Source organism: Lentimonas sp. CC4 (assembly GCF_902728235.1).
In the GTDB taxonomy this organism is placed as follows: domain Bacteria; phylum Verrucomicrobiota; class Verrucomicrobiia; order Opitutales; family Coraliomargaritaceae; genus Lentimonas.
This window is the reverse complement of the sequence record NZ_CACVBO010000001.1, coordinates 1,253,121-1,266,019: the sequence shown is the minus strand read 5'-3', so window position 1 is coordinate 1,266,019 and position 12,899 is coordinate 1,253,121. Positions and strand designations below refer to the sequence as shown.

The following is a 12,899-nucleotide window of genomic DNA, read 5'->3' as shown; positions in this document are numbered from 1 at the left end:
ATCCGATGAAATCACAGAATTCGACCACGATCAAAACACTCACCACCTTCGCCTGCTTCAGCGCCATGGCATTGCTGAACGCGTGCACCCCGAAGGCCGAACTAGAACCCGGCCTCGACGAGCTTTCCGCGCGCTTCCAAGCGGCCAATAAAGCCGATACGATCGAGCCTATGCTCGACCTCTACTACCTGGAAGGCTGCGACAAAATGATCACCTCTCGCCTCAAAGGCGCACTCAACTTCGAACTCGGATTCCCGATCGAGCGCATCGAGTTTGAGCCACTCTCCGGTGCATCCGAAGAAACAATCGAATTCACCTACAACGGCACGAGCTATGGCCCGAGCCTAGAGCCGCGCTACCGTATGAAGGTGCTTTACGCCGTCGAAGACCGCTTCACCAGTCTCTTTACTGTCGGCAAAAACCCCAAGGGAGAGTGGCAGATCATCTGCGCCAAGCCCAAGCCTCCGCTGCGGTATTAGTCGCTCATAAACACAAAAGCGCAGACCTATACTGGCACGCATCATTATTTGTGAAAAGTGCCGCGGCTCTGACGTATGTGCTGGTTACCAAGGGAGGGACGGCCTCCGCGCTTGCCGCGTTCTACGCTACCGCCAGCTGAGCCTCAGCACAGAACCAAAGCACCAGCACGCCGCAAGACGAGGCGGAGCTCGTCCCTCCCGAATGGGTCGTATCGATGATATCACAAAACATGATGCGCGAGAGTATAGCACCCGAAAAGGCACCCAATTAGCCCAAACTAGCTCGAATAACACTCGATGCTCTTCATCCAACGATGAAGCTCCCAAGCAATCCTCGGAGTTGACAAGCGGAATAATTAGCAACACTTAGAGATCTATGAAGATTATCGCATACTTAAAACCGACCTGTGGATGGAGCATGGGTGTCCGCGCGATCATGAAGAAGCACGGCCTCGAATACGAAGACCGTGACATCATCAACAATGCGGATCAATACGCCGAAATGGTTGAAAAATCAGGACAGCCACTCTCTCCCTGCGTCGAAATCGACGGGCACATGCTAGCAGATGTCAGCGGCGACGAAGTCGAAGCCTACATGCTGAAAGAAGGACTCGTTACAGAAAACGACAAGGCTGCAGACGCTCCGACCAACGCTGCCTGCACTGACGAAGAGCACGAAGCGATGCGCTCGAAGACGATCCGCTTCTTCTAGCCTCCCCAGAAAACGGCCTCGCAAGAAGCCGTTCCCGTCAAATCCATCGATTTGGCACGTTTTTCGCTCCTATTTAGTGGTGAATTGATCGAACTTGGCGGCGTCCAGCCGTCGGGAATGTCATTTTCTCTAGACACACCCTCATCAATTACTACTTTCTCCGTTCCTTTTGGCTCTGCCAGAAAAGCGAAATTGTCGCTCAGGACACTGAGCAACCGCATACTTACTACACTTTTAGACACAATTATTTAAATACAAATATGGAAAACACAAACATCCAGCCCAAGGCTCAGGGTCTCTACGATCCGCAACACGAACACGAAAACTGCGGAATCGGCCTCATCGTCGATATGAAAGGCCGCAAATCCCACGACATTGTCAAGGGTGCGCTGGAAATCTGTGTGAACCTCGATCACCGCGGTGGTTGTGGCTGTGATCCGATCACAGGTGATGGTGCTGGTATCTTCATTCAGCTCCCACACAACTTCTTCAAGAAGGTCTGCAAAGCTGAGTGTGGTTTCGACGTTCCGGCCGAAGGCGACTACGGTGTCGGCTTCGCATTCCTCTCTCAAGACGAAGAAGAGCGTAAGAGCGAAGAGCAAATTATCGAAGACATCGTCGTCGAAGAAGGCCTGAGCATGATCGGCTGGCGCGACGTGCCCGTCCGCAGCGAAATCCTCGGCAAAGCATCCAAGGCCTGCGAGCCTGTCATGCGCCAATTTTTCGTCAACCGCAACGAAATCAAAGCCGGCCTCGAGCTCGAGCGAAAACTCTACATCGTCCGTCGCCTAGCGACACACCGCACCCGCTACAGCGGCAACGATGAAGACGCACTGTTCTACATCAGCTCTCTGTCTAGCCGCACAATGACCTACAAGGGCATGCTCACAACCGAGCAGCTCGAAACCTATTTCCCAGACCTCTCTGACGAGGCAATGGATTCGGCACTCGCGCTCACTCACTCGCGCTTCTCGACCAATACATTCCCAAGCTGGCCACGCGCTCAGCCGTTCCGCTACCTTTGCCACAATGGTGAAATCAACACCGTCCGCGGTAATGAGAACTGGCTCCACGCTCGTCAAATGCAGCTTGCCAGCGAAGTGTTCGGTGAGGATCTCAAGAAGCTTCTACCAATCATCCGCGAAGACGGCTCTGACTCACAGAAATTCGACAACTGCCTCGAATTCCTCGTTCTTTCCGGCCGCACCCTTGCGCACGCCATGATGATGATGATCCCAGAACCTTGGGAGCGTCACAAGAACATGCCTGACTTCAAGAAGGACTTCTACGAGTTCCACGCTTGCATGATGGAGCCTTGGGATGGCCCAGCCTCCATGGCATTCTCCGACGGCATTCAGGTCGGCGCGACACTCGACCGTAATGGTCTACGCCCTTCCCGCTACTACGTCACTTCCGACGACAAGGTCATCCTAGCATCCGAAGTCGGCGTCCTCGCAGGCGTTGAGCCGAAGAACGTCGTCAAAAAAGGCCGCCTAGAGCCTGGCCGTATGTTCCTGATCGACATGGAAGCCGGTTGCATCATCGAGGATGGCGAAGTAAAGGAACAAATCTCCAAGAAAGCACCTTACGGTGAATGGCTTAAAGAGAACCTCGTTAAGTCTGAAGATCTCCCTGAGCCAGCAGAGCTCAAGGCAGATGACTTCGAGACCATCGAAACACGCCAAAAAGCGTTCGGTTACACATTCGAAGATGCACGCTTCATCCTCGGCCCGAGTGCTGAGACCGGCAAGCAGCCACTCGGCTCTATGGGCAATGACGCGCCACTCGCCGTCCTGTCCGATCAGTCGCAGACGCTTTACAACTACTTCAAGCAGCTCTTCGCTCAGGTCACCAATCCTCCGATTGACCCGATCCGCGAAGAACTCGTCACAGCCAGTGTGTCGTTTATCGGCTCCGAGGGTGACCTCACTCGCCCTGGCCCTGACAGCTGCCGCATGATCAAGTTCGAGTCGCCGCTCATCAGCGACAAGGAACTCGCACAGCTGAAGCACATCAAGCTAGACGGCTTCAAGTCTGCTAAGCTTCCAATGACATTCGAAGCTGAAGTTGGCGGCCTTGCAGAAGGGCACAACAGCATCTCTGAGCCATCCATTTCCGGTAAAGGCCTTGAAGCCGCACTCGAAAAACTCTTCGAAAACGCAGATGCCGCAGTCAATGACGGCGTCAACATCCTCGTGCTGACCGACCGCAAGATCGGACCGAAGAAGGCTCCAATCCCAGCATTGCTGGCAGTTGCAGGACTCCACCACCACTTGATCCGCCAAGGCACACGCACACGTGTCTCCATCGTGCTTGAGTCCGGTGAGCCTCGCGAAGTGCATCACTTCGCATTACTACTCGGCTACGGTGCCAACGTCATCAATCCATACCTCGCGCTCGAATCAGTTCGTTACATGATTGACCGTGGCGACTTGGACCTGGCTCCAGAAAAAGCTGGTTACAACTTCCTCAAGGCGAACCTCAACGGTGTGATTAAGACCATGTCGAAGATGGGCATCTCGACAGTCGCTTCCTACCGTGGCGCGCAGATCTTCGAAGCGATCGGCCTCAACCGTAACGTTATCGACAAGTATTTCACTAAGACTGCATCGCGCGTCGAAGGCATTGGCCTCAACACCATCGCGAAAGAAGCGGTGATGCGTCATACTAAAGCATTCGGTCCACGCGGCGACGAGAAGGCAGCAGCCCTCGACCCAGGTGGTATCTACCAATGGCGCGCAGGTGGCGAACGTCACCTCTTCAGCCCGATCACCATCCACAAGCTCCAGCTCGCAACGAGCCAAGGCGACCGTGCGGTGTTCACCGAATATTCAAACATCGTCAACGATCAGTCCAAGGAGATGTTCACCATCCGTGGCCTCATGGACTTCAAGTTCGACGAATCGAAAGCGATCCCACTCGAAGAAGTTGAATCTGCACGCTCGATCGTGAAGCGCTTCAAGACGGGTGCGATGTCTTACGGCTCCATTTCTAAGGAAGCACACGAAGCCCTCGCCATTGCGATGAACCGTCTCGGCGGCAAGTCCAACACGGGTGAAGGCGGCGAAGACCCTGCTCGCTTCACTCCTGATGAAAACGGCGACAGCCGCCGTTCTTCCATCAAGCAGGTGGCATCTGGCCGTTTCGGCGTCACCAGTAACTACTTGGTCAACTCCGACGAGATTCAAATTAAGATCGTGCAAGGTGCAAAGCCTGGTGAAGGTGGCGAGCTACCTGGCCACAAGGTGTTGCCACAGATCGCTAAGACACGCGGCACCACTCCAGGTGTTGGCTTGATCTCTCCTCCGCCTCACCACGACATTTACTCGATTGAGGATTTGGCTGAGCTGATCCACGACCTTAAGAACTCCAACGTCAAAGCCCGCGTCAACGTGAAGCTGGTATCCGAGGTTGGTGTCGGCACGATTGCTGCCGGTGTTGCGAAGGCCAAGGCGGACGGCATCCTCGTTTCTGGTTATGACGGTGGCACAGGCGCATCGCCTCGTTCCTCCATCCAGCACGCTGGTGCTCCATGGGAACTCGGCCTCGCTGAAACCAATCAAACACTGCTTCTCAACGACCTACGCTCACGTGTTCGCGTTGAAACAGACGGCCAACTCAAGACAGGGCGCGACGTCGTGATCGCTTGTTTGCTCGGCGCTGAAGAGTTCGGCTTCGCAACCGCACCACTCGTAACCCTCGGTTGCTTGATGATGCGTGTTTGCCACAAGAACACGTGCCCAGTCGGTATCGCCACTCAAAACCTTGAGCTCCGTAAGAAGTTCAAGGGTGGCGCAGACGCAGTTGTGAACTTCATGAACTTCATCGCCGAAGAAATGCGCGAAGTCATGGCACAGTTCGGCTTCCGCACCATTGAAGAAATGGTCGGCCGCGTCGATAAGCTCGAAATGCGCGCTGGTATCGATCACTGGAAAGCCAAGGGCCTCGATTACAGCAAGATCCTCTACCGTCCAAACGTAGGACCCGAAGTCGGCACTTACTGCACCAAGGACCAGGATCACCTGCTCGACCGCTCACTCGACGTCACAGAAATCCTCGAAAAGGCTCAGCCTGCGATCAACGACGGCACGCCTGTTGAAATCGACCTTCCGATCATCAACACCAACCGTGTGGTTGGCACCATCACTGGTGCAGAAATCTCTCGCAAGCATGGTGCTGCGGGTCTTCCGGAAGACACTCTGAAGATCAACATCAAGGGCTCTGCCGGTCAAAGTCTCGGTGCGTTCTGCCCGCTCGGCATGACATTCACCGTCACGGGTGATACCAACGACTACCTAGGTAAGGGTCTCTGCGGCGCGAAGATCGTCGTTCGTCCTGATCCAGAATCTCCATTCGTCGCTCGCGAAAACATCATCACTGGTAACGTCTGCTTCTACGGCGCAACCAAGGGTGAAGCCTACATCGCAGGTATGGCCGGCGAACGCTTCTGTGTTCGTAACTCAGGTGTCGAAGCCGTCGTCGAAGGTCTCGGCGATCACGCGCTCGAATACATGACTGGCGGTATGGTGATCAATCTCGGCACAACTGGCCGTAACCTCGGTGCTGGTATGTCCGGCGGTGTGGCTTACGTCTACGACGAAGCCGGTGATTTCGTGAAGAACAGCCTCAACCCCGACATGGTCAACGTCTACCAGCTCATTGAGTGCGAAGACGAAGAGATCGCATTGGTAAAGGGTAAGATTGAGAAGCACGTAGCACTCACAGGTTCCGTCCACGGTCAATCCATCCTCGATGGCTGGCCAGACACTGCTGGCAAGATCCTCAAGATCATGCCACAGGACTACGAACGTGTCCTTCAAGCCATCAAACGCGCGGAAGCTGCCGGCCTAGCTGGTGACGAAGCCATTCAAGCCGCATTCGAAGAAAACGTCAAAGCGGGTCACTAAGCCGCAACTGACCTTTCACACACTTTAAAAATTATTTAACTCCTTTAAAATTATGGGCAAACCAACTGGATTTATGGAATTCGAGCGCAAGACGATTGCTAATCGTCCGCCACTCGAACGCGTCAAGGACTGGAACGAAATTCACGAACACTTCGACGAAGACAAAGTGCGCACTCAAGGCTCACGTTGCATGGACTGTGGCACACCTTACTGCCACACAGGCATGACCCTCGCCAACATGGCAAGCGGTTGCCCCGTCAACAATCTGATCCCTGAGTTCAACGACCTCGTTTACCGTGGCAAGTGGAAGGATGCGTATCAGCGTCTCTCCAAGACCAACAACTTCCCAGAGTTCACTGGCCGCGTCTGCCCCGCTCCGTGCGAAGGCTCTTGCGTGCTAGGTCTCATCGAGCCCGCCGTGACCATTAAGGACATCGAGTGCTCCATTATCGACAAGGCTTGGCAAGAAGGTTGGGTCACGCCACAAGCCCCTGCTGAGCGCACAGGCAAGAAGGTAGCCGTCGTCGGTTCCGGACCTGCAGGTCTCGCAGCTGCGGATCAGCTCAATAAAGCGGGCCACCTCGTCACACTCTTCGAACGTGCAGACCGCCCAGGTGGTCTCCTCATGTATGGCATCCCCAACATGAAGCTTGAGAAGCAAGTCGTGACTCGTCGCGTCAAGTTGATGGAAGACGAAGGTGTCATCCTCAAGTGCGGCGTCGAAATCGGCGTAGACATTTCCTCCAAGCAACTCATGGAAGACTTCGACTCTGTCGTGCTTTGCTGCGGTGCGACGAAGCCACGTGACCTTCCAATCGAAGGCCGCGAGCTTAACAACATCCGTTACGCAATGGAGTTCCTCGCGCCGAACACTAAGGAGCTTTGGGACGTGAAGGACGGCAAGTCCGAGCAGTTCAGCGAACTCGCCAAGGGCAAGAACGTCGTGATCATCGGCGGTGGCGACACCGGCACTGACTGCGTCGGCACATCCCTCCGCCACGGTTGTAAGAGCGTCGTGCAGCTTGAGATCATGCCGAAGCCTCCTACCGAGCGCGCAGCGAACAACCCATGGCCAGAATGGCCAAAGACTTACAAGATGGACTACGGCCAAGAAGAAGCCGAAGCGATCCAAGGTGAAGACCCACGTCAATACCTGGTTAGCTCGAGCCGTTTCGCAGGCGATGCCGATGGCAACGTCAAGGCAGTGCACATCCACGACATCGAATGGACCAACGACAACGGTCGCTTCATTCCGAAGAAGGTCGAAGGCAGCTCACGCGTGCTCGAAGCCGATCTAGTCCTCCTCGCAATGGGCTTCCTCGGACCAGAAGCCACCATCGCTGAAGAGCTAGGCCTCGAACTCGACGCCCGCTCCAACGTGCAGGCTGAATACGGTAAGTTCACCACCAGCATCGAAGGCGTCTTCGCTGCTGGCGACATGCGCCGCGGACAGTCACTCATCGTTTGGGCGATCAACGAAGGCCGCGCCGCAGCCCGCGAGTGCGACCGTTTCCTAATGGGAACCACGAAGCTTCCGTAAAAAGGAGTTAGAAGCTAAGACACCGCAAACATTTCAGAAAGCCGCATCGTTGATCGATGCGGCTTTTTTGTGATCCGTGACACAGACATTCCTGTCTGTATCATCCCCCCCCTGAAATCGCTACGCCGTAGAAGCGATACTGTTCTCTGTAAATGCCTGAGACATGGTGTCGGTTACGCTGACACCTAACCTTAGGTCGTTCAGTCAAATCTTGAATTTCCCTCGGCAGTGGTAGCTCCAACGGTGAAATCCCCCGATGCAATCACTGCAGCAGCAGATTGCTGCGGAGCCTAAACATACGCCCTAGAGGGCGAAGTTTTTATTGTCTTTGTCATTGCTTGTGTCTTTGAAGTGGGCACTCATCACGCACAAAATAATGCATATTCCCCTGCTAAATTATCGACTACGGCTGATCACCCCGACGCAGTTAGGGGCTTAACCCTAACTGCAAATCACTTGGTCCTCATTTTGCCTATTTTCAATTCACTATGAACTCATTTAACACTCCACTTAGAGTCATCGTCGCATGCTTGCTCTTATGTTCCGCAGCGTGGGCACACCCGCCAGAGCACTTATTGGTCGTGCACTATCAAGCAGTCGAGGACGAGCTACACTTGGTTGCAGACATCAGTTACGACATGCTCTACCCGATCCAACGCAGGGAGGGCGGCAGCTTAACTAAAAAAGATTTCCCAACCATTGCGCGCGTCTTTGATCTGGATTGCCCCTTACAAATAAACAGTAAGCCAGTTTCGCCGAAGGTGCGACGCATTGAGGCGCCCAATGAAACATGGGGACGACACTACCTAGACCATGCTCTCCCCGAAGCAGAAATCCGTATCGCTCGAATCACTCTGGTGTATCGACTGCCCAAGGCCCCAAGTGGGGATGCGATTACAGTTCAATGGGGCTTATTTCCACCGGAGCAAAGCACCGTCAAGGTGCGTTGTTCGCAAGCAGACCGAGTCAAGCGATTCGAAGTCACTCGTAGCCATCCCGAGTTTGTTTGGGATCTGACTTCTCAACAAACAAAAGAGTAAGCCTTTAAGATCATGACTTTTAAAACAAAAACCGCGTTATGCGGACTAATTCTAGCGAGTGCGGCACATGCACAAACGCCGATCGTCTGGGACACTCTAGAATCGACAGAGGCACTCACTCTTTACAACACACGAGTCGACGAGATTGATTATGTATTAGTCGCTGGTTCTGGGCCGTCCTCCAATCGGCTCGATCACTTCTATGTGTCTCACTACATCGAAGGCCGCGGTGCCATGCCGACCACCTCGATGGAGGATGTCGTGAGCGACTACAATTTCCGAATCGAAGCTGCGACGGACATGACAGTGCGCGGAGTTGATCGCTCGGCAGATGCGGGAGAACAGATCGAGAATAACATTCTACTCAAGCATACCTATGAGCGCTATGCGCCCTTCGTTAAGATCTGGAAGCTAAACTCGATTCGTGTCGACTGGCCGATGTATGCGCATGGCACCCACTCGGGCGCCTTTCATAGCAATGCGAAAGCAAATGCCGCTGGAGACGCTTCCGTGCTGGAACATTGGGGCATTGGCGATTTTAACTGGGGCGTGACGGGCGCAGGAGCCAGTGGTATTTGGGCGAATGCCAAGATCACAGCAACCCCGTATGTTTCAGACAGTGGGACGGCATGGGCGTGGGTTCACGAAGGGACACATGCCCACCATCGACTCGGGCACGGCAATAAAGTCCGCGAATTGAAATCGCATTTAATCGACGGGGAAGGCACCAGCACCACCCGTAATGCGACTTTTGAACCAACTGGAGGACTCTGGGGAGAGTGGCATGGATACATCGGAAAAGGACGCGAGGATCTGAGTAATTATCACGGCCCAGTCGGCTTGGACATCTCAGGCACTTTAGAAAAAGATTTTCGTGTCGGCTATATGGATTTGTCTAGGGACAATGCCTCCCCTTGCGAAAATCGTATCGATAATATCATTCGCGATTACCACAAGGCCTTCGATCCGATAGACTCCCACACTGCCAACGACACACTGCTCGTAGACCCCGCAGCTCTCGAAGTCCACGTGGCGACGACGAATGTGATCCGCATCCGCTGGTTTATTAATGGAACGGAACTCACGGCCTATGATCGTCAAGAAATCTTAGACCTGTCAGCGCTCGATCTAGCAGCCAGCACTTACAAAGTGACTGCCTATGCCTATGACGATGCAGTCGACTTCGCCTTCACTGGCAATGCGGATAAAGACCTACTGCGCCGCAATCTGAATGACTTCACTCAAGTGGTCGCCTGGGACGTGCAAATCACCACAGCAGGTGCGACGACTCTGATGGATCACGCGACCCTGATGGCGCCGTCAAGCAGTGTCGCCGACACGAGCCACTTCAATCAGTCTTCCAGCGGCCTCAGGGCGCACTTCCCGCCCGCAGGGTCGGGCAATGACTTCGTGGCCTCAGGCGCATGGCAAGCGGATGCGCTGTATTTCGAAGGCGATTATCAACTGACGGGCGAACCATTGGCTTTGTCCTCTGGCAATGTGGACGCGCTTTCGCACAGCAACGTGCGTATTGAGACCGAGATCACTTCGAACCAAGGACTGACAAAGACAGGGCTGGGCACGATTGCACTCGCAGGGAGCAATACGGTGACAGGTGAGATTGAGGTGCAACAGGGAATGCTGACCGTGGCACACGCCGATGCCTTGGGCGCGAATCCAGTCGTGACCGTGCGACGCGGCGCAGAGCTAGCACTCAATGCAGGCACCGCGATCGACTCGATGACAATGGAAGGTTTCAGTGCGCTTTGGGCAGACAGTGAAACGGGAGATCCAATCCTATTAAACGATTTGAACTTACTCCGAATGAGCGATCCCGTCATTGGAGAGCAATTTCATACTTACTTCAAACTGGGGCGAGGCCAATTGGTCATCGCTGGAGACGTGACTCAATCAGACACCGTCATGATATTAACAGGTGATCAACCTTCTAGCCAATACGATTGGACGGATGAAGGAGACGTGAACACCTTACGCGACCACTGGTTGATGGACCTTTCGAGAGGCGGCGAATATCTTCTAAGTGGCAACGTCAGTGGACGCGGAAGCTTAGTCGCCAAACATGGCGATACCGTCCGCGTTTCGGGAAGTCTTTCGCTAGAAGGCGAGAGCGATGATCCCGCTTATTTAAATGGCATACTTTCTATTATGTATGGCACGCATTTCATCGTAGAGCCCGAGGGGCAACTGTCTGCGGACATCATCGACATTGGTCCGTTTTCGACCTTTGAATATAATGGAGATTCTGCGCTGCGATCGGCAATCATTCCACCGCACATGACACGGCAAGGAGAGACTAAACAATTCGACTACCCTGGATTCTTTGGCCGCTTATCTGGCGTAGGTGAGATCGGCACGTCCGTCGTCTTACGACAAGGCTCGAAACTTTCGCCCGGACGCGTCGGCGACGTAGGTAACCAGCACCTAAGCGCCGGGGTGGTTGTGGACAATTTGGCCACCTACGAGTGGGAGCTAGCCAATGCCTCAAATGTCCTATCCGGTTGGGATCACATTCAAGTGAGCGGTGGATTGGATTTAAATGGCGTCACTCCGGATGATGTTTGGATCGACAAAAAAGGTAATTTCCTGACCGAGTCCGCGAGTGAACTAGTTCGGTTAACGATCCAAATCGGATCGACAGTCGACACGCTCGCAGCCACTGGAATCGACCTAAATGCGACACAGCGCTTTGAGATCTTACAGGCCGACGCAATCACTGGCTATAGCGCCGAAAAAATCGAACTGGAGATCGCGTCCGATTCGCCACTATCAAGCACTGAAGGACAATGGAGCGCTGAGTTAGTAGACGGTCTTCGGATCGATCTCGTCTATACGCCCGACTTATCGCGCGATCATGATGGTGATGGACTCGATGGTCACGAAGAGCTGGCTTTAGGCACCCATCCCAGCTTGAGCGATTCCGACGAGGATGGGTTTGATGATGAGGCAGAGGTGCGCCTGGGCACCGACCCGACCGACCCGAGCAGCATTCCGGGACGCAATGAGTTCTTGGTCGATGGAGGCTCACTGCAATTAGAGGCAAACTGGTATCTGAGCCTACCGAACGAAGGACGCAAAGGCTATGTCACCGTGGATGCCTCGATTCCCTCTAGCGTGAACGATTACGATCTGACCATCGAGTCCGGCACCGTTACCCGCGAAGGCGATGCAATCTTCGAATGGACTGGTAATACACATGTGCGCGTTGCCGGTGGTGGCATCGACCTCGCAGCCTCCGGTGTGAATAATTACAACTCTTCGCGGGTGTTGAGGATTAAGCAATATGCACAGCTCTCCATGGAAGCGGGTTCCCTCCAATTGGTCAGCAGTCGCGCTATCGAGCTGTTTGATTCAGGGAGAATCTGGATCAGCGGCGGGCAGATCACGTGCAACAGCATTGACATCAGCACCGGGCATAGCGGCGGTGCCGTCTTAGAATTTGATATCGGCGATGGCGTCGTGCAGTTAAACACTTCGAGCTTCAATCTGATAGAGGGCACTTATATCAACTTTGTCGCTGGCAGCCGCGGTCGCTTGATCATGGGCAGTGCCGCGACTGTCGACTATTATCAATCACTGTGGGATGCCGGCCTGTTACGGGTGGATGGCGACAATCAAGGCACCTTCGATGCGCACTTCACTGTCGTCGATAGCACCCTCATCGGCCAATCCATTGGAGTTGCCGAGCAATGGTATCAATCACAAATGGACGGAGCCAGCCCGAGTTCGGACGACTGGGACGATGACATCGATGGGGATGGTTTGACTGTCTTTGAAGAGTTTGCCTTCGGCGGATCGATGACGAGCCCCGACCATGCGCTCCGACCTCGTATCGAACGAAAGCCCGACGGCTCGCTACAAGTCGCCTACAACCAGCGCCGCAACGGACTGCGACAAGGCGCTTACGCATTGGAATACTCACTTTCACTCGAAGCCGAGAGCTGGCTCCCCTGTGAGAACCTTGAAGTGAACCCACACACAAATCTAGTCGACTTTGACACCGTCACACTTCCCATCTCGAACGCAAAGAAAGCGTTCTATCGGCTTCAAATCGATTTCTAGCAATTACAGCAGAAGATCCAGCCTCAGAGCGAGCACAGGCAACAAAACCGATAAATGGCGGTCATAAAGCATCACATAAAGCACAGGAACTCAGATTAACGTTTATTAACGCCCATCAACGGTTCAATCTGACCCGCATCG

General features: G+C 54.1%; 6 protein-coding genes. All 6 read left to right on the top strand.

All coding sequences use genetic code 11. From position 1 onward, the window contains the following. Window positions 1-5: 5 nt before the first annotated feature. The 6 genes from GZZ87_RS05540 (at window position 6) to GZZ87_RS05515 (ending at window position 12,758) form a co-directional block, all read left to right on the top strand. The gene (locus tag GZZ87_RS05540; protein ID WP_162025529.1) at window positions 6-479 is read left to right on the top strand and encodes a hypothetical protein; all 474 of its coding nucleotides are present in this window, start codon (window positions 6-8) and stop codon (window positions 477-479) included. Window positions 480-855: 376 nt separating this feature from the next. Further along, window positions 856-1,191: a glutaredoxin gene (locus GZZ87_RS05535; protein WP_162025528.1), complete on the top strand. Its 336-nt coding sequence runs from the start codon at window positions 856-858 to the stop codon at window positions 1,189-1,191. Between the two features lie 260 nt (window positions 1,192-1,451). Then, window positions 1,452-6,098: a glutamate synthase large subunit gene (gene gltB / locus GZZ87_RS05530; protein ID WP_162025527.1), complete on the top strand. Its 4,647-nt coding sequence runs from the start codon at window positions 1,452-1,454 to the stop codon at window positions 6,096-6,098. 52 nt (window positions 6,099-6,150) lie between these two features. Then, the gene (locus GZZ87_RS05525) at window positions 6,151-7,638 is read left to right on the top strand and encodes a glutamate synthase subunit beta (RefSeq protein WP_162025526.1); all 1,488 of its coding nucleotides are present in this window, start codon (window positions 6,151-6,153) and stop codon (window positions 7,636-7,638) included. Between the two features lie 488 nt (window positions 7,639-8,126). After that, entirely contained in the window at window positions 8,127-8,678 is a 552-nt protein-coding gene (locus tag GZZ87_RS05520) for a hypothetical protein (RefSeq protein WP_162025525.1), read from the top strand. A 12-nt stretch (window positions 8,679-8,690) separates the two neighbouring features. Further along, the gene (locus GZZ87_RS05515; protein ID WP_162025524.1) at window positions 8,691-12,758 is read left to right on the top strand and encodes a thrombospondin type 3 repeat-containing protein; all 4,068 of its coding nucleotides are present in this window, start codon (window positions 8,691-8,693) and stop codon (window positions 12,756-12,758) included. The last annotated feature ends 141 nt before the right edge of the window (window positions 12,759-12,899 follow it).

Bases quoted from the DNA above. Each gene is read 5' to 3' on its own strand.
- GZZ87_RS05535 (WP_162025528.1), top strand. From the start codon at position 856: ATGAAGATTATCGCATACTTAAAACCGACCTGTGGATGGAGCATGGGT.
- GZZ87_RS05525 (WP_162025526.1), top strand. From the start codon at position 6,151: ATGGGCAAACCAACTGGATTTATGGAATTCGAGCGCAAGACGATTGCT.
- GZZ87_RS05520 (WP_162025525.1), top strand. From the start codon at position 8,127: ATGAACTCATTTAACACTCCACTTAGAGTCATCGTCGCATGCTTGCTC.
- GZZ87_RS05515 (WP_162025524.1), top strand. From the start codon at position 8,691: ATGACTTTTAAAACAAAAACCGCGTTATGCGGACTAATTCTAGCGAGT.
- gltB (WP_162025527.1), top strand. From the start codon at position 1,452: ATGGAAAACACAAACATCCAGCCCAAGGCTCAGGGTCTCTACGATCCG.
- GZZ87_RS05540 (WP_162025529.1), top strand. From the start codon at position 6: ATGAAATCACAGAATTCGACCACGATCAAAACACTCACCACCTTCGCC.